The organism is Hymenobacter sp. UV11 (genome assembly GCF_004684095.1).
Classification (GTDB): domain Bacteria; phylum Bacteroidota; class Bacteroidia; order Cytophagales; family Hymenobacteraceae; genus Hymenobacter.
In genome coordinates, this window is record NZ_SRII01000004.1 from 373,115 (window position 1) to 392,009 (window position 18,895).

The window sequence follows — 18,895 nt, forward strand, 5'->3', positions numbered from 1 at the left end:
CTAGAAGCTAACAGCTTAAAAAATTACCCAATCTTGCGGGCCGTGTTGATGATATTGACCCCGTTGAACCGCGAGGTGGCCGAGCCGTGGCTCACAGCCGAGCTTTGCGAAGGCTGGCCCTTGCCGTCGTTGAAGAAGCCCGCGAAGCGGTAGTCTGAGGCATCGCACGAGCCAGCGCAGGCGCCCCAAAATTCGAGCGTGTTGGTCTGGTAGGCCACGTCTTCGAGCATCTCCGTGATTTTGCCCTTCTCGATGGCGTAAAACACCTGGCCGCCAAACTGCGAGTTATAGCGCTGCTGGTCAATCGAAAACGAGCCGTTGCCGGCGATGTAAATACCCTTATCCACCTTGCTCACCAGCTCATCCACGCTCATTTTGGTGGGGCTGGGCTTGAGGCTGATGTTGGCCATGCGCTGAAACTGCACGTCGCGCCACGACTGCGAGTAGCAGCAGCCATCGGAAGCCATCTGGCCCACGATGGCGGCCTGGTCGCGGATTTTCTGGTAGTCCACCAGTTTGCCCTGCTCAATGAGGTTCCACTCCTTGCATTTCACGCCCTCATCGTCCCAGCCCACCGCGCCCAGCGAATTGGCTTGCAGCTTGTCGGCCACGATATTCACCTGCTTCGAGCCGTACGGAACGCCCTTCTTGCGCCACTCCAGGGTAGCGAAGCTGGTGCCCGCAAAGTTGGCCTCGTAGCCCAGCACGCGGTCCAGTTCCAGCGGGTGGCCCACCGATTCGTGGATGGTGAGGCCCAGGTGGTGCGGGTCGAGCACGAGGTCGTACTTGCCCGGCGTCACCGACTTGGCCGTAACCTTAAGCTTGGTTTGCTTGGCAGCGCGGGCGGCATCTTCCAGAATATCGTAGCTGTTTTTGTAGCCAATCACGTCCGAGCCGGTGGGGCCGGCCATCTTGTCGGCGGCCTTGGGCGTGAGGTACTCGTAGCCCATGCCCATCGGCACGCTCAGTGCCTGCCGCGAGCGGAATTTACCGCTGGCCTTGTCCACCACCGTGACGCCAAACGTGGGCCAGATGCGGTGAATATCCTGGTCGATGTACGAGCCGTCGGTGCTGGCAAAGTACTTCTGCTCATTCACTTGGAACAGCGCCGAGTTCACGAACGATGCGCCGTTGTCGAGCGCCATGCCGTTGGCGGCCAGCAGCAAATCCACCTTTTCCTTGATGGGCACCTCAAAGGCGTTTTTCTCAATCGGCGCCTTCCAGCTCACCTCGCCGTAGCCCTTTTGCGGGGCCAGCTTCACGGGCTCCTTCTGCACTTTGGAGTTGGCTTTGGCAATGGCCACGGCCTGCTGGGCCGTTTTGGCCAGGCCCGCATCGGTCACGTTGTTGGTCGAGGCAAAGCCCCAGGTACCGTTGGCAATTACCCGAATACCCACCCCAAAGCTCTCGCCGCTGGCAATGTTCTGCACCTGCTTCTCACGGGTGAAGATGCCCTGGTTGAGCGTGCGCTGAATACGCACGTCGGCGTAGCTCGCGCCGGCGCTCTTGGCCGCGTTCAGGGCCACGTCGGCGAGGCGCTTTTTCTGGGCCACGTCGAGGCCGGGCTCCAGCAGTTGGGCCGGGTCCACAAGGTTGCCGGCCAGGCTCGGGAAGCTCGGGAGCCACAGGGCCCCGGCGGCCAGGCCGGTGAGGGTAGTAAAGTCGCGTCTGTTCAAGGGGGTAGGGTTTTACGTGATAGAGAATATTGAAATTTTAAGGTAGTCGGTAACAAAATCTGTTGTCATTGCGAGCGTAACGAAGTGGAGCGCGGCAATCCTTCCTTCACACCAGCGTTACTAACCCAGTGAAGCGAACGACCAGGAAAGATTGCCGCACTCCGCGTTGCTTCGCTCGCAATGACAAACGGTAATAAGCTGGTTTACCCAATCTTGCGACCCGTATTAATCACGTTGACCGCGTTAAACCGCGAAGTAGCCGAGCCGTGGCTCACCGCCGACACCTGCGAGGGCTGCCCTTTGCCGTCGAAGAACGAGCCGAATAGCCGGTAGTCGCTTTGGTCGCACACGGCCACGCACGAGTTCCAGAATTCCTGGGTGTTAGCCTGGTAAGCCACGTCGTCGAGCATGCCAGTGATTTTGCCCTTCTCGATGGCGTAGAATACCTGGCCGCCAAACTGAAAGTTATAGCGCTGCTGGTCAATGGAGTACGAGCCGCGGCCGGCAATGTAGATGCCCTTGTCCACGCCGCTTATCATGTCGTCCACGCTCATTTTGGCGGTGCCGGGGCGCAGGCTCACGTTGGGCATGCGCTGAAACTGCACCGAGTCCCAGGAGTCGGCGTAGCAGCAGCCGTCGGAGGCCGTCTGGCCCACGATGTGCGCCTGGTCGCGAATCTTCTCGTAGTCAATGAGTTTGCCCTGGTCGATGAGCGTCCACTCCTTGGTTTTCACGCCCTCGTCGTCGTAGCCCACCGCGCCCAGCGAGCCGGGCTGCAGCTTGTCGGCCACGATGGTTATCTGCTTCGAGCCGTACGGAATGTTCTTTTTGCGCCACTCCAGCGTCGCGAAGCTGGTGCCGGCGTAGTTGGCCTCGTAGCCCAGCACGCGGTCCAGCTCCAGCGGGTGGCCGATGCTCTCGTGAATGGTGAGGCCGAGGTGGTTAGGGTCCAGCACGAGGTCGTATTTACCGGCCAGCACCGAAGTGGCGGTGAGCTTGGCCTTGGCCTGGCGGGCGGCCAGGGCGGCGTCTTCCAGGATGTCGTAGCTGTTGCGGTAGCCGATGAGGCCGGTACCGGCGGGGCCGGCCACTTTGTCGGCGGCGAGGGGGGTAAGGTACTCGTAGCCCAGGCCCATGGGCGAGCTCAGCGCGTCGCGGGTCTTGAACTTGCCGCTGGCCCGGTCGATGGCCGTAACCGAAAACGTGGGCCAGATGCGGTGGATATCCTGGTCGATGTACGAGCCGTCGGTGCTGGCAAAGTACTTCTGCTCGTTCACCTGAAACAGACTGGAATTGACGAAGTTGGCGCCGTTGGCGAGCGCCGCCGCGTTGGCGGCCAGCAGCAGCTCGGCCTTCTGGGCCACGGGCACCTCAAAGGCATTTTGCTTGATGGGCGTCTTCCAGCTCACCTCGCCGTAGCCCTTTTGGGGGGCCAGGTTCACGGACTCCTTCTGGGTTTTGGCGTTGGCCTTGGCCATGGCTACGGCCAGCTTCGCGGCCTGCGCCAGGCCGGCGTCGCTCACGTTGTTGGTGGCCCCAAAGCCCCAGCTACCGTTGGCAATGACCCGCACACCGGCCCCGAAGCTCTCGCCGCTGGCAATGTTCTGCACCTGTTTTTCGCGGGTGAAAATGCTCTGGTTGAGGTAGCGGCCGATGCGCACATCGGCGTAGCTGGCGCCGGCGCTCTTGGCGGCGTTCAGGGCCGCGTCGGCGAGGCGTTTTTTGGCGGCCACGTCGAGGCCCGGCTCCAGCAGGCGGGCGGGGTCCACGAGGGTGCCGCCCATGCCGGGGAAGTGGGGTAGGAGCAGGGCTCCGGTCGCCAGGCCGGTGAGGCCCACAAAATTACGTCTGTTCAAAACCGAAGAAAATTAAAGCAGCGGGCAAAAATCAGCCGGCAAGATGCAGCTTTTTCCTGAAAAAAGACCACGACCCACCTCCGGCGTTGCAGCGCCGGCCTAGCCTTTCTCCCGAATCAGCTTAAAAAACTCGTCGCGGTAGGTTTCGCCTACCGTTATTTCCTCCTGACCAATGTAGAGCGAGTGGCCATCGACCAGCCGCAGGTGGTCGAGCGAGATGATGTACGACTTGTGCACCCGCACAAAAGGCGGCTGCGGCAACTGCTCGGCCAGTTCGCGTAGCGTGAGGTAGGTGATGATGCGCTGGCCCGGCACCACGATGGACACGTAGTTCTTCAGCCCCTGAATGTACAGAATATCAGCGTAGTTAAGCTTGAGGTACTTGTTCTTGCTGTCGCCCTTCACGAATAAATAATCGGGGGTAGGGGCCGCCACCGGTGCGCTCGGCGCGGGCACGGGGGGTAGGGCCACCGGCGCGGCGGCCGGCAGCAGCGCCTGCGCCTTTTGCACGGCCCGCACAAAGCGGTCGAAGGCAATGGGCTTGAGTAGGTAGTCCACCACGTCGTGCTCGTAGCCCTCCAGCGCGTACTCGGGGTAGGCGGTGGTGAGGATGACCTTGCAGCGGTGGCCGCAGATTTTCAGAAACTGCAACCCCGTGAGCTCGGGCATCTGGATGTCGAGAAACACCAGGTCGGCGCGGCCTTCTTGCACCCATTGCAGGGCTTCGAGCGGGTTGGTGGTGGTGCCGGCCAGCACCAGGCCCGGCAGCTTCTGGATGTAGCTGGCCAGCAGCCGGGTCGCAAAAGCTTCATCATCAACAGCAATACAGCGCAGCATGGGGGGTAGAAAGTAAAACGGAGTGGTACTCCGTTTGTCGTTGAACAAGTCGCGCAGGCAAAAAACGGAGTGCCGCTCCGTTTTACAAGCTCAGTTCCAACTCAGCGGTATAGGTAATCCCATCATCGTGCACGCGCAGCGCGTGGCGGCCGGGATAAAGCAGCGCCAGCCGCCGCCGGATATTGGGCAGGCCCACGCCGGTGGTGGCGTCCTTCTGGTGCTGATTGATGCGGTTGCGCACCCGAAACGCCAACTGCCCCGGCGCGGGCAGCGTGAGCTGAATATCAACCGGATGCGCCGCCTGGTTGACCACGCCGTGCTTCAGCGCGTTTTCCACGAACGGGATGAGCAGTAGCGTGGCCACCCGCTGCCCGCCGGGGGGTAGGCCGGCCTGCTCAAAATTCACGAAGAACTTCTCCTCGAACCGCAGCCGGTGCAGGGCCAGGTAATTCTCCACGTACTCCACTTCCTGGCGAAGCTCCACCTGGCCGTCGGGGCTGTCGTGCAGCAGGTAGCGCATGAGGTCGGAGAGGCGCAGCACCGCCTCGGCCAGCGGCTCCGACACCTCGTAAGCCGTGGCGTAGAGGTAGTTGAGGGTATTGTAGAGGAAGTGCGGGTTTATCTGGGTGCGCAGAAAGGCCAACTCGGCCTGGATTTTGGCCTGCTTCAGCAGCTGAATCTGCAGCTGGCTTTCGCGGGCTTTTTCGCGCACAAAGGCGTCGCGCACGGCTACCGCCGCCCCAGCCATCACGATGGTGGGTAGCAGAAAATACAGGTTGTCCTGTAAATAAAAAGTGAGCTTAACGCCCGGCGAATAGTTGCGAAAACCGAACAGCAGCGGCGTCAGCACTTCCTCCAACCCGTAGCGGGTGCCCGCAAACACCAGCGGCGTGCCGAGCAGTCCCAACACCAGCGTCGGCCAGCGCCCCCGCCGCAAGCCCTGCGGAAAAACTACCAGAAAGCAGTAGTAAAACAAGCTTATCAAACTCAGCCAGAACGTAAGATTCAGCAGGTGTGCCTTGGGCAAATCGGCCGCGGCAATGTGGCGGCGCATACCGTGCATGAGGCCTAGCATATCGTAGCCTAGCAGGTCGTAGCCGATAACTAGGGCCCAGCCCAGCACTTGGTACAGCGTGATGCGGTAGCGGTTCATGGCCTAAAAGTACCGGCCTAGGTGGCCTGAGCCTACTCTATTATCCCAACCTGGCCCTAGGTGCCGCTAACGCCCACCTAGGCCGGACGACCCGGCCAGGAGCGAGGTAGCGTCAGGTTGGAATAATGATTTGACGGGCTGGGATAATAAAATTCCGGGCCAGGTAGGGCGCCGACACCTTTGCTGCATCACTTTCAAATGCCCGTCGGCCATGACTCTTTCCGCCTGCTTCCGCTCTTTTCTCGCCCTAGCTTTGCTAAGCTTTGCCCAGCGCAGCGCGGCCCAAACACCGGCCCTGCCCACCGCCAAAATAAAGGTCTACATCGTGGGCACGTTTCACTTCGATGCCTCGGCGGCCGACCTAATCCACGGCAAAGCCGTGGATATGCGCACCCCCCAAAAGCAGCGCGAACTAGACGAGCTAGTAAGCAAGCTTCAGAAAACGCAGGCCGATAAAGTATTCGTAGAGTACCAGTTGCAAGACCAGCCGCGCGTGGACAGCACCTACGCCCTATATCGCCAAAAGCGGTACAAAGCCGGTAACAACGAGATATATCAGCTCGGCTACCGCCTGGCCGACAAACTGAACCTAGGCCGAGTGTACTGCGCCGATGCCCGGCTAGGTCTAGACTTTGATGGCGCGCAGGCCTACGCGAAGCAGCACGGGCAAGAGCCCATCCTCAATGGCTTTATGCAGGTGCAGCCCGGCGACAGCATGGGCCATCTGCTGGCGGCGCGTAACCGGCTGCGCCACGTAGCGCTACCGGCCGGGGGCGTATTTCCGGGCGCCACGCTCCTAGAGCAGTTTAAAGTTGCTAATTCGGCGGCCTATGACCGGGCCAATATGGACGGCTACCTATTAACCATAGCCCGCATCGGGGGCGGCAGCAACTACATGGGGGCCGACGTGGCCGGCGACTACTTCAAGCGCAACGTGCGCATTTACACTAACCTACTGCGGCAAGTAGATGTGCAGCGCGACAAAGCCATCGTGCTCATCATCGGGGTCGGGCACGCCTCACTGCTGAAAAGTATTCTACGCTACAACTCCCTCTTTGAGGTGGCCGAGGTGCTGCCGCTGCTGGAGACGAAGTAGCTCTCCGCGCCTGACCCCACCCCCTACCCCTCCCCTTTGGGAAAGGGGAGCCTGACGAATTGGTGCCGCGCATAACCGGCTCCCCTCTCCCGAAGGGGAGGGGTAGGGGGTGGGGTCAGGCGCGGAGGGCGATTACTTCCTAACCTCACTCATCAGCTCCTTCACGGCCGCATCCAGCTGCGCGTCGCGCGGGGTATAGCTCTCGCCGATGGGCCGCACGACGGGGATATCGACCGGGCGCGGGTTCATTTCCATCACCTGGCCGTCGCGGGTTGAGCGGATGGTGCTGGTGGGCAGGCGCAGGCTGGAGCCGTCGAGCAACGCCGTGCCGGAAGTGAAGATAATCCAGCCGCCGGTGGGCTCGCCCACTATTTTGCCCAGCTTCGAGGCCCGGTAGCCCTCGCTAAAGTCTTCGGCGTCAGACAACGAGTGCTGGTTGGTGACGAGCACCGTGGGTAGCTCCAGGCTGCGCTGGCCTAGGGCGCTGCGGGCCGGCACGGGGGCGGCCATGCCCCGGCTCACCATGCTGAGGTAGCTGCGGCGGGCCAGCACGTCGATGGCGTACACGTTCACGAAGCCGCCGTTGTTGTTGCGCACGTCCACCACCACGCCGTCGCGGGTCATGTTTTCAGCGTCGAGGTCGAGGTAGAGCTGGGCCAGCGCGCCAGCGCTCATGTCAAACATGTGCACGTAGCCGAGCCGGCCGCCGCTGGCCTGGGCCACGTAGGCGCGGCGCTCCTCCACCCACTGGCGGTAGTCGAGGGCCTTCTCGGTGTCGCGGCTGAGGGGGCGTACCACCACGTCGCGCTCCTTGCCATCGGCCGAAACGCGGAGGGTAGTGCGGCGGCCCACCTGGTATTGCAGCACTTCGTCGAGGTTGGTAGTGCCCGACAGCGGGCGGCCGTTCACGGCCAGCAGCACGTCGCCGGGCTTGAGGTTGGCCAGCGCGCCCGCGCCCAGCGGCAGCACCGAGGTGAGGCGCAGGCGACCATTCTGCTCGTATTCAGCGGCGTCGAAGCGCACGCCCAGGCGGCCGGTGGCGGGCGCCACGGTGCCGGTGGGCGGCGCGGCCGGGCCCATGCCCGAGTGCGAGGCGTTGAGCTCGCCAATCATCAAATTCACCAGGCGGCGCACCTCGTCGGGGGTGCGGGCGCCGGCAATGTAGGGCGCGAACTTCTCGCGCTGGGCCGGCCAGTCGGTGCCGTTGAACGTGGCATCGTTGAAGAAATCGCGCAGGTAGCTCCAGGCCTCATCAAAGACCACCAGCTTCTCCTGCTCAAAGTCCACGTCCAGCTCGGCGGTTACGGCCACGGCGCGGGCCGCCGGGCCTTTGGCCTCCACGGGCACCACCTGAATGCGGCCCTGGTCCAGAAAATAAACCTCCCGGCTGTCGGGCGAAAACTGCGCCTCGCGCTTGGCCCCCGCCGTGGACGTGAGCTGGCGGGCCGTGGCGGGCTCCTTGCCCAGCTCATCGAGCGGGTACACGTAGAGGTTGGTCTGCGTCGAAACGGTGGCCGTGAGCAGCAGCCACTTGCCATCGGGGCTGATGGCCTGGCTGCGCACGTCCACGCCCACCGGCACCAAACTCAGCCGTCGCCGAATGTCATCGAAGTTAATATTCACCGGTGGCTTAGCGGGCGCCGCGCTGGCCGTGGCGGCGCCCTTTTTGCCCTTCTTTTTGGAAGAAATGCCCTTGGCACGAACCGAGTCGGCTTTGGCCAGCGGGAGGGGGGTAGGGGTGGCAGGCTTGGCCGGGGCTTGGGGCGGGTTCTGGTTTTTATCGGGCGAAATCGGCCCCGGCACCGTCTCCTTAAACAAGTCGCGGAACTGGTCCTCGCGGAAGCGCGGCGTGCGCAGCTGCAAATCGATGCGCGCCACCTGGGCATCCTCGGTGCGCTGGCCGGTGTCGAAGAGCAGGTACTTGCCGTCGGGGCTCCAGCTCAGCGTATTGCTGTTGGAGTTGGCTAGGAAGCTAACCGGCCGCGCCGCGCTGCCCGCCGCGGGCACCACCTGCACATTCGTAAATCCGCGCGCGCCGCTGGGCGAAAACGCCAGCCAGCGCCCATCTGGCGACCACACAAACGAGCGCTCGGCGCTCAAGGGAGGCCGGCCAAAGCGGCCGGTGCCCGCCACGCGCTCCTGCTTGCTGGCCAGGTCCAGAATGCGCAGCTCCTTAGCGTCGCGCTCGAAGGCTAGCAGCTTGCCATCGGGCGAAAAGCGCGGCTGCGCGTCGCTCACGGCCGCGTTGGTGAGGCGGGTTTCCTGGCCGGTGGCGAAGGTGTAGCTGTAGAGGTGCTTGGCCCCATCGCGGGCCGAGGCGTAGATAAGCCGGCGGCTATCGGGGGACCAGGTGAGGTCACTTTCGGCGGCCGTGGTAGTGGTGAGGCGGGTAGCGTCGCCACCATCGGCCGAGGAGGCGGCAAACACCTCGCCGTGCACGATAAAGGCCACTTTTTTGCCATCGGGCGAGAGCGCCAGCTCCTGCAGGCGGTCGGTGAAGCGCTGCCGCTCCACGCCCGGGCTGGCCGGCGCGCCCCGCCGCTGAATGCGCACCGGCTGGGTTTGTCCGTTCTCGGTGTTCAACGTCCAAATCCCAAAATCGCGCTCAAATACAATGAGCTTACCATCGGCCGAGGCACTGGGCCACAGCACCCTACCCTCCTTGAAATTGGTGACCTGCTGCGGCGCGCCGCCGGCCAGCGCCACGGTCCAGATGTTCTCGGGCCCGCCCTGGTCGGAGGTGAAAAACAGCTTCTGGCCGCCCGGCCCCCACATGGGCCACAGCGCCTTGCTACCCCCCTGCGTGAGGCCGGTGTACACAGGCGCGGTTTTGCCCGCGCGGCGCAGCCAGATTTCGGACTCATCCAGGTGGCTGTGGCCGTGGCGCCACCACTGGTTGGCGGCGATGCCGCGCGCCGCGAAGGCCAGCGTCTGGCCGTCGGGGCTGGGCGCGGCAAAGAACTCGTTGGCGTAGCGGTCGGCGCTCACGGGCGTGGGCGTGCCGCCGCCCACCGGCACGCGGTAGATGTCGTTCATGCCCGCGATGTCGCGGCTCGTGCTCGAATAATAGAGGTACTTGCCATCGGCCGACCACCCGTCGAGCTGGTCCAGGCCGTCGTCAAACGTCAGCCTTTTCAGCTCGCCGCTGGCAAAATTTAGCAGGTAAATATCGCCGTTGCCGCTGCGCGTGGAGATGAAGGCCAGCGACTTGCCATCGGGTGCGTAGAGCGGGCGGCTCTCGGTGGCGGGGTGGGCCACCAGCAGCCGGGCCTCGCCGCCGGCCACCGGCACCGTCCAGATGTCGCCGCCCGACACGAAGGCGATTTCCTGGTGGTCGGGCGACACGCCCGGCTCCGAGAAGGAGGGTAGGGCGGCGGGCGGCGCGGCCAGCGCGGGCCCGGCGGCCAGCAGCACGTAACTGAGGCCGACCAGGCGGCAATTTTTTCCAGTAGTAAAGAGGGGCATACGCGGCGGCAAAGGAGTAAAACAGAATGACCGCCACAAAGTAGGATGAAGTTGACTATTTGTTGCACGGTACTTAGCCGCTCTACCCCCAGCGAGCTGCTCGACGTGTTTGCCAAGACAAAAAAATGCCCTTGCTAATCGGCCGTATTGCCTCGCAAATAGCTTGTTCTGCGACACTTACAGCTTTTGGAAACGCTCACGCAGGTCTGCTGCGCGACTACTGCGCGCATCACGCAAAGGCCGTTGGCTACGTTGCTGCTGAAGGTGCTGTGCGTGGCCCGTGTCGAGCTTGGATTTTAGGTCTTCCGAAGCGCTCTTCAAGATTTTCAGTATTGGGCTGGTGTCGAGCGTTGCCTGGCCGCGCATACCCAATGCAGCCAGCAGCAAACCCGCTGATAAATAGGCTAATAGTCTTTTTGCGCGAAAAAGCAGGGAGCCGGAAAAGCGAAAGACACAGGTAGGGTATAAGATAAAAATAACAGTTTAAGACTTGCCTTCATGCTGCCTTAATGTTTCTGAATGAGGTCGTTTAGCCGGCTGCTCAGTTGGCATCCGCCAGAAAGGGCCAGATGCTTTTAGACACAGCGTCAAATAATTAGTCGGCACGCCGACTAATTATTTGAAAACAAGTGGTACATTTAGCCCCTCATTATCCCCACCTAACTTTTTTGCATTTATGCAAGTCAACTCTCTACTCCTCGCGGGCGGGGTGCTCCTGGCAGCCTCGTCGGGAGCTTCGGCCAGTGGCTTTCAGGTAGGCCTGACCGGCGCCAAAAACGTCGGCATGGGCGGTACTGGCACTGGCCTCTACCTCGACCAAGCCTCGCAGTTCTTCAATCCGGGTGCGTTCGCATTTGCCCCTACTGGCTTTCAGGGTGGGGTCAATATGGCTATTCCGCGCATTTCGTTCCGGCCTGCTACCGGTGACCAGGGTCAGCGTAATTTGCAGAATACCAACGTATTTCCGTTTAGCGGCTTTGTTGGCTTCGGGCCCAAGGATGGCAAGTGGCGGCTGGGCGCGGGCGTGTACACGCCCTTCGGCAGCGAGCTGCACTATGCGCAGGGCTGGGAAGGGCGCTACTCCCTCACCGATATTAACCTGCGCTCGGTATTCGTGCAGGCTACCGCCGCTTACGCCATTACGCCGCAGCTGGCCGTGGGCGCGGGCCTGGTAATGCTGGCCTTGGGCGACGTAGACCTGCAACGTGACGTGCCCGTGCAGGGCCAGGGCAACACTGCCCCGCTGCACGCGCAGCTCACCGGCAAGGCCGACCACAAGCTGGGCTATAACCTGGGCATTATGTTTAAGCCCAGCGACAAGCTGAGCGTGGGCCTGAGCTACCGCTCGGCCATTGATGCCCACGTGAGCAGCGGCGACATTACCCTGACCAACCTGCCCGCCTCGGCGGCCGGTAGCTTCACGGCCAAGAATTTTGACGTGACCCTACCCCTGCCCGACGTGTACAGCTTCGGCATCGGGGTGAGCCCCAGCGACAAGCTGCTCATTGCGTTCGATGCCAACCTGGTGGGCTGGAGTCGCTACCAGTCGCTCGACTTCACCTACTCGGGCGGCGTGCTGGGCGGGGCTGCGGCCTCCACTTCCAAGCGTCAGTACCAGGATGCGCTGGCGTTTCGCCTGGGCGGCCAGTACAAGGTCACGGATAAGTTTGCGCTGCGGGCCGGCACGTTCTACGACTTCAGCGCGGTGCGCGATGGCTTCGTGACGCCCGAAACGCCCGATGCCGACCGCATTGGCGTCACGGCGGGCTTCACCTACGCCGTTACCGAGCGTTTCGGTATCGACGGCTCGTTTCTGTTCGAAGACTTCATGAAGCGTAGTCAGAGCCAGGACGACCTCATCAGCAACGGCACCGCCGACCGCGTGGCCGGCACCTACAAAACGACCATCGCCGTGCCCGGCGTGCAGCTGTACGTGAAATTCTAAGCCTGCCTTTATCCCATCCAAATGACTACTTCCTTCGCTTTTCATAAGGTAGGTCGCCCGGCGCTAGCGGTGCTGGGCCTGGGCCTCGGACTGGCTGGCTGCCAGACCAATATCGACGGGCCAACGGCTTCGCCAGGCTCGCTCGACTTCACCAGCTACGTGGCCGTGGGCAACTCGCTCACCTCGGGCTACACCGATGGCGGCCTCTTCAACGAGGGGCAGGCCACCTCGTTTCCCGCGCTGCTGGCCCAGCAGTTCGCCAAAACCGGCAAGGGCCCGGCCACCTTCGTGCAGCCCGCCTTTTCAACGGCCAAAAAGGACGGCTCGGGCTACGTTAAGCTGCAAATCGTGAACGGCGCCCTGGCGCCAGTAGTCCCCTCGGCGGCCAATAACTTCCTGGGTGAGCAGGTCGCCTACACGGGCACTACCCTGCCCGGCGGCGGCCAGCTCGAAGCCTATTCCGGCCCGCAACCCGACAACCTGGGCGTGCCGGGCATCTCGGTGCTCAGCAGCGTTTCGTCGCTCACGGGCGGCCTGGCTCCCTATGGCCTCATCAACCAGTTTTACGAGCGCCTGCTAACGGCAGCCGAGAAGCCCACCAAGGACTACGTCACCTATATCGGCCAGAAAACGCCTACCTTCTTCACCTGCTGGATGGGCAACAACGACGTGCTGACTTATGCCAGCAACGGGGGGGTAGTAGCGGCCACCAATCCCTTCGGCGGCCTTACCGACACCACGCGCTTTGGCATCGGCTACCGTGCCATTCTGGGCACCATCAGCAAGAATGGAACGGTGAAAGGTGCCGCGGCCAACATCCCGAACGTGACCAGCTTGCCTTACTTCAATACCGTTACGGTGGCGGCAGTGCTGGCCTCGTATAAGGCGGCTGGGATACCTATTACGGCTATTTATGTTACGGCTCGTACGGCTGCTACCACAGCCACCACCGCCGCCCGCGTGGCTACCGCCACCGACCTGCTGACGCTCACGACCCAGGCCTACATTGCCGCTAATCTTGGAAAAGGCACTTCGTCGGCTAATCCTATTCCCAGCGATTACGTGCTTGACCCCATTGAGCAAGCAGAGGTTACTAGCCGCACCACGCAGCTCAATGCCATTATTGCCAAAACGGCCCAGCGCTTCAAGGTGCCTGTGGTCGATGCCAATAGCTTCCTGACGGGCGTAGCCGCCAGCGGCATTTACACCAACGGCGTAAACAACACCGCTACGTTTGCCAGTGGCAACTTCTTCGGCCTCGATGGCGTGCACCCTACCCCCCGCGGCTACGCCATTATCGCCAACGAGTGGATTCGGGTTATCAACGCCTACTACGGTGCCTCGGTGCCGGGCGTGAATGCCAACGACTACCGCGGCGTGCTCCTGCCGTAGGGTAGCGCCTTGCTTTCGCCAAAAAAAGCGCCTTCCGAATGGGAGGCGCTTTTTTTGGCGAAAAACGTAGGGGTAGCTTTAGCTTGTCGCCAGGAGTAAGCAGGACCTGAAAAACAATGTGCGTACTGGTTTTTAGCGTTTAATTCTCTTGGGTGATAGGCCGGCAAGCTAAAGCTTACCCTACACTGGGGCGCGTGGTGTATCTTCGTACCTGCTGCTATCCAGAAAGACCGAGGGACCAGGCCCGATGACGTCTTGGCAACCTACCCCGAGTAGGTGCCAACTCCTGTTCGGCCACCCTCGTGGGCCGAAGAAGATATCAGCCGGAACCTGCGCCGCTTGGCGCGGCTTTCTTTCTGGATAGGTGCTTTCCGCTCCTGCTTTTGTCCCGAAAGAATATGTCCGCTGCCGCCACGCTCCCTACCCCCCCTGCCACCGCCGAAGCCCCGCACAGCTCGCCGCTGCCCGCGCTCATGCGCCAGCGCCTGCTCATCCTGGACGGCGCCATGGGCACCATGATTCAGCGCTACCCGCTGGAAGAAGAAGACTTTCGCGGCACCCGCTTTGCCGACCACCCGCGCCCGCTGCGCGGCAACAACGACCTGCTGAGCCTCACGCGGCCCGACATCATCCGGGCCATTCACGCCGAGTATTTCGAGGCCGGGGCCGACATGGTCGAAACCAACACCTTCAGCGGCACCACCATTGCGCAGGCCGACTACGCCCTGGAGCACGTGGTGTATGAGCTTAACTATGAGTCGGCGAGGCTGGCCCGCGAGGTGGCCGATGAGTACTCAGCGAAAACCCCCGAGCAGCCGCGCTTCGTGGCCGGCGCCATCGGCCCCACCAACCGCACGGCCTCGCTCTCGCCCGACGTGAACCGCCCCGGCTACCGCGCCGTGACCTTTGATGAGCTGGCCACCGCCTACCTGGAGCAAACCCGTGGCCTCGTAGACGGCGGCGTAGACACGCTGCTCATCGAAACCATCTTCGACACCCTCAACGCCAAGGCCGCGCTCTTCGCGGTGCAGCAATTCTTCAACGAGGGGGGTAGGGAAGTGCCCGTCATGATTTCGGGCACCATCACCGACGCCTCGGGCCGCACCCTGAGCGGGCAAACGGTGGAGGCGTTTTGGCACAGCATCAAGCACTTGCCCCTGCTGAGCGTGGGCCTCAACTGCGCCCTCGGCGCCGACCAGCTCCGCACCTACGTGCGCGAGCTGGCCCGCCTCGCCGATGTGCCCGTGTCGGCCTACCCCAACGCCGGCCTGCCCAACGCCTTTGGCGGCTACGACGAGAGCGCCCAGGAATTTGCGGCGCTGGTGGAGGATTACCTCAAGGAAGGCCTGCTGAACGTGGTGGGCGGCTGCTGCGGCACTACCCCCCAGCACATCGCCGAACTCAAGAAGCTGGCCGATACCTACGGCCCGCGCGCCGTGCACGCCGGCCAGCAGCACCCCGACGCGCCCGCGGCCCAGGATGACAAGATGGTGGACGACGAGGCGGCCTCGGTATCGTCGCTGGCGCTGGGTGGCGGCGGGGCGCGGCTGGCGAAAGGTACTACCCACCTCGCTGGCTTGGAGCCGTTTAACATCACGCCCGAGAGCCTATTTGTCAACATCGGCGAGCGGTGCAACGTGACGGGCTCGCGGGCCTTTGCGCGGCTCATCCGGTCGGGCGACTACGAGGCGGCCCTGGCCGTGGCCCGCGCCCAGGCCGAAAACGGCGCCCAGGTACTCGACGTCAACATGGACGAGGGTATGCTCGACTCGGAAGCCGTGATGACGACCTTCCTGCACCTCATCGCCTCGGAGCCCGACATTGCGCGTCTACCCCTGATGATTGACTCCAGCAAGTGGAGCGTGCTCGAAGCCGGCCTCAAGTGCGTGCAGGGCAAGAGCATCGTCAACTCGATTTCCTTGAAAGAAGGCGAGGATGCCTTCCGCCGGCACGCCCGGCTGGTGCGCCAGTACGGCGCCGCCGTGGTGGTAATGGCCTTCGACGAAAACGGCCAGGCCGACAGCTACGAGCGGCGCATTGCCATCTGCCAGCGCTCGTATGATATTCTGAACAAGGAAGTTGGCTTCCCGGCCGATGACATCATCTTCGACCCCAACATCCTCACCGTGGGCACCGGCCTGGAGGAGCACCGCAACTACGCGCTCGACTTTATCGCGGCCGTGAAGTGGATAAAGGAGAACCTGCCCGGCGTGCGCACCAGCGGCGGCGTGTCGAACATCTCGTTCTCGTTTCGGGGCAACGACGTGGTGCGCGAGGCCATGCACGCGGCCTTCCTCTACCACGCCATTCGGGCGGGCCTGGACATGGGCATCGTGAACGCCGGCCAGCTGGCGGTGTACGATGAAATTTCGAAAGACCTGCTCGAACTATGTGAGGACGTGCTGCTTAACCGCCGCGCCGACGCCACCGAGCGCCTCGTGGACTTTGCTGAAACAGTGAAGCAGAAAGGCAAGGTCGAGGTAGTGGCCGACGCCTGGCGCAGCCTGCCGGTGGCCGAGCGCCTGCAGCACGCCCTGGTGCGCGGCATCACCGAGTTTATCGACCAGGACACCGAAGAGGTGCGCCAGCAAGTGGGCCGCCCGCTCGATGTGATTGAGGGCCCGCTGATGTCGGGCATGAACGTGGTGGGCGACCTCTTCGGGGCCGGCAAGATGTTCCTACCCCAGGTGGTGAAGTCGGCCCGCGTGATGAAGAAAGCCGTGGCTTATTTGCAGCCCTATTTGGAAGCCGAGAAGGAAGGCGCGGCCCGCCAAACGGCCGGTAAAATTCTGCTGGCCACCGTGAAAGGCGACGTGCACGATATCGGCAAGAACATCGTGGGCGTGGTGCTGGCCTGCAACAACTTCGAGATTGTGGACCTCGGCGTGATGGTGCCGCTCGAACGAATTTTGGACGAGGCCCAGAAGCAGGGCGCCGACATTATTGGCCTCAGTGGCCTCATCACGCCCTCGCTCGACGAGATGGTGTACGTGGCCCGCGAGATGGAAAAGCGCAAGCTCACTACCCCCCTGCTCATCGGCGGCGCCACTACCTCGCGCCTGCATACGGCCGTAAAAATCGCGCCTTCCTACTCGGGGTCAGCGGTTTACGTGAACGATGCCTCGCGCTCGGTGGGCGTGGCCGCCAGCCTGCTCGGCTCGGGCAAGGATACCTACACCCAGACCATCAAGGACGAGTACGCGGCTATGCGCGAGGACCACGCTAGCCGCCAGCGCGACAAGAACTACCTCAGTATCAAGGCGGCCCGCGCCAACGGCTACCACGCCGACTGGGAAACTACGCCCATTACCAAGCCCAGCTTCCTGGGCACGCAGGTGCTCGACAACTACCCGCTCGACGAGTTGGCGCGTTACATCGACTGGACGCCCTTCTTCCACACCTGGGAGTTGAAGGGCCGCTACCCCCGCATTCTGGAGGATGACAACCTCGGCGAGGCCGCCCGCCGCCTCTTCGAGGATGCCCAGAAAATGCTGGCCGAAGTCATTGCCGACAAGAGCCTCACGGCCCGCGCCGTGCTGGGCTTCTGGCCCGCCAATACCAAGGACTATGACACCATCGAAATCTACGAGGACGACTCCCGCCAGCAGGTGCGTGACGAGTTCTTTACGCTGCGGCAGCAGGGCGAAAAAGGCCCCGGCGTGCATAACGTGGCGTTTTCGGACTACCTCGCGCCCAAGGAAACCGGCCGCGCCGACTACCTCGGCGGCTTCGCTGTAACGGCCGGCCTGGGCATCGAAAAGCTGATTGAAAAGTATGAGGCCGACCACGACGACTACTCCAGCATCATGATAAAGGCGCTGGCCGACCGCCTGGCCGAGGCCTTCGCCGAGCGCCTGCACCAGCGCGTGCGCGAGGAGTTCTGGGGCTATTCGCCCAACGAGAACCTAAGTGGTGAGGAGTTGATTAAGGAGGAGTACCGCGGCATCCGACCCGCGCCGGGCTACCCTGGCTGCCCCGACCACACCGAGAAAATCACGCTTTTCAAGCTGCTGGACGCGGAAAAGCAGACGGGTATCATCCTCACCGAAAACCTAGCTATGTACCCCACCGCCGCCGTCAGCGGCATGTACTACGCCCACCCGGCCGCCCGGTATTTTGGCCTGGGCAAAATCGGCGCCGACCAAGTGGCCGATATCGCCGAGCGCAAGCACATGCCGCTGCCCGAGCTGGAGCGGTGGCTGATGCCAAATCTGAATTATGACCCGGCGTAACCCCACTCACTCGCGCCATCTGTCATTGCGAGCCTGCGAAGCAATCGCACCAGCACGATACCCGAACGATTTTGTTCTGATGCGATTGCTTCGCAGGCTCGCAATGACAAAAGATTAATATATACCTGTTACGACTCCACGCGCGAACTCTCAGAGTCCGCGCTACTTCCATGAAAGTAACCGAACACCTGCGCCGCGCCGAGGGTCGCACGCTCTTCTCCTTCGAAGTCCTACCCCCCCGCAAGGGCGAGAATATTCACACGCTGTTCTCGAATATTGAGCCGCTGATGGAGTTCAAGCCGCCGTTTATCGACGTGACCTACCACCGCGAGGAGTTTGTGCTGCGCGAGCGGCCGGGCGGACTGCTGCAGCGCAAGGCCGTGCGCAAGCGGCCGGGCACGGTGGGCATTTGCGCGGCCATTAAAAACCGCTTCGATGTGGACACCGTGCCGCACCTCATCTGCGGGGGCTTTGCCAAGGAGGAAACGGAGAACGCGCTGATTGACTTGCACTTCCTGGGCATTGACAACGTGCTGGCCCTGCGCGGCGACCCCATCAAGAGCGAGGGCCACTTCCAGCCGCACCCCGACGGCCACACCTACGCCTGCGACCTCATCGGGCAGGTGGCAGACCTCAACCACGGCCGCTACCACGACCACGACGAGCAGTACCAGCCCGCCGGCGCCGAGCCCGTGCTGTGCACCGATTTCTGCATCGGCACCGCCGGCTACCCCGAAAAGCACTTCGAAGCCCCCAACATGGGCTCCGATATCCGCTTTCTAAAGGATAAAATTGACCGCGGCGCCGACTACATCGTGACCCAGATGTTCTTCGACAACGAGGAGTTCTTCAAGTTTGAGAAGCGCTGCCGCGAGGCGGGCATCACGGTGCCTATCATCCCGGGCCTCAAGCCCTTGACTACCAAGAGTCAGCTCACGGGACTACCCCGTGCATTCTTCCTCAACATTCCCGAGGCACTGGCCGAGGCTATTCACCAGGCCAAAGACAACGCCGCCGCCCGCGAGGTCGGCATTGAGTGGTGCCTCAATCAAAGCCGCGAGCTGATGGCCCACGGCGTGCCCTGCCTGCACTACTACAGCATGGGCAAGTCGGAAGCCATTCGCCGCGTGGCGGCGGGGCTATTCTAAGGCTAAAGTTCGGTTGTCCTTGCGAGCGCAACGAAGTGGAGCGCGGCAATCTTTCCTAATCGTTGAGGTAGTAACCCTGACGTGAAGGAAGGATT

10 protein-coding genes and 1 riboswitch are annotated in these 18,895 nt (G+C 62.5%); of the genes, 5 read left to right on the forward strand and 5 right to left on the reverse strand.

Translation table 11 applies throughout. The features are described from left to right. Positions 1-23 precede the first annotated feature (23 nt). The 4 genes from E4631_RS09030 to E4631_RS09045 form a co-directional block, all read right to left on the reverse strand. Positions 24-1,676 carry a TldD/PmbA family protein gene (locus E4631_RS09030; protein WP_133656165.1) on the reverse strand — a complete coding sequence of 551 codons (1,653 nt, stop codon included), beginning with the start codon at positions 1,674-1,676 and terminating at the stop codon, positions 24-26. A 203-nt stretch (positions 1,677-1,879) separates the two neighbouring features. Next, the gene (locus E4631_RS09035) at positions 1,880-3,532 is read right to left on the reverse strand and encodes a TldD/PmbA family protein (RefSeq protein WP_133656164.1); all 1,653 of its coding nucleotides are present in this window, start codon (positions 3,530-3,532) and stop codon (positions 1,880-1,882) included. Positions 3,533-3,631: 99 nt separating this feature from the next. Then, positions 3,632-4,369 (reverse strand): LytTR family DNA-binding domain-containing protein, encoded by a 738-nt coding sequence (locus E4631_RS09040; protein ID WP_133656163.1) that lies wholly within the window; start codon positions 4,367-4,369, stop codon positions 3,632-3,634. Positions 4,370-4,451: 82 nt separating this feature from the next. Further along, positions 4,452-5,522: a sensor histidine kinase gene (locus tag E4631_RS09045; protein WP_133656162.1), complete on the reverse strand. Its 1,071-nt coding sequence runs from the start codon at positions 5,520-5,522 to the stop codon at positions 4,452-4,454. A gap of 253 nt (positions 5,523-5,775) precedes the next feature. Between E4631_RS09045 and E4631_RS09050 the strand changes: the two genes are divergently transcribed. Continuing rightward, on the forward strand, positions 5,776-6,618 hold the full coding sequence (locus tag E4631_RS09050; protein WP_133656161.1) for a DUF5694 domain-containing protein: 843 nt from the start codon (positions 5,776-5,778) through the stop codon (positions 6,616-6,618). A 132-nt stretch (positions 6,619-6,750) separates the two neighbouring features. On the opposite strand, the gene E4631_RS09055 is transcribed toward E4631_RS09050, so the two are convergent. Then, complete coding sequence (locus E4631_RS09055) at positions 6,751-10,083, reverse strand: LpqB family beta-propeller domain-containing protein (RefSeq protein ID WP_133656160.1); 3,333 nt, start codon at positions 10,081-10,083, stop codon at positions 6,751-6,753. Between the two features lie 676 nt (positions 10,084-10,759). On the opposite strand from E4631_RS09055, the gene E4631_RS09065 reads away from it, so the two are divergent. The 4 genes from E4631_RS09065 (at position 10,760) to metF (ending at position 18,800) form a co-directional block, all read left to right on the forward strand. Continuing rightward, positions 10,760-12,028 carry an OmpP1/FadL family transporter gene (locus tag E4631_RS09065; protein ID WP_133656158.1) on the forward strand — a complete coding sequence of 423 codons (1,269 nt, stop codon included), beginning with the start codon at positions 10,760-10,762 and terminating at the stop codon, positions 12,026-12,028. Positions 12,029-12,049: 21 nt separating this feature from the next. Beyond that, positions 12,050-13,420 carry an SGNH/GDSL hydrolase family protein gene (locus E4631_RS09070; protein WP_133656157.1) on the forward strand — a complete coding sequence of 457 codons (1,371 nt, stop codon included), beginning with the start codon at positions 12,050-12,052 and terminating at the stop codon, positions 13,418-13,420. A gap of 214 nt (positions 13,421-13,634) precedes the next feature. Beyond that, positions 13,635-13,743: riboswitch (SAM riboswitch) on the forward strand. 183 nt (positions 13,744-13,926) lie between these two features. Further along, on the forward strand, positions 13,927-17,652 hold the full coding sequence (gene metH / locus E4631_RS09075; protein ID WP_240734801.1) for a methionine synthase: 3,726 nt from the start codon (positions 13,927-13,929) through the stop codon (positions 17,650-17,652). A gap of 170 nt (positions 17,653-17,822) precedes the next feature. After that, complete coding sequence (metF, locus tag E4631_RS09080; protein ID WP_133656155.1) at positions 17,823-18,800, forward strand: methylenetetrahydrofolate reductase [NAD(P)H]; 978 nt, start codon at positions 17,823-17,825, stop codon at positions 18,798-18,800. Positions 18,801-18,895: the final 95 nt, after the last annotated feature.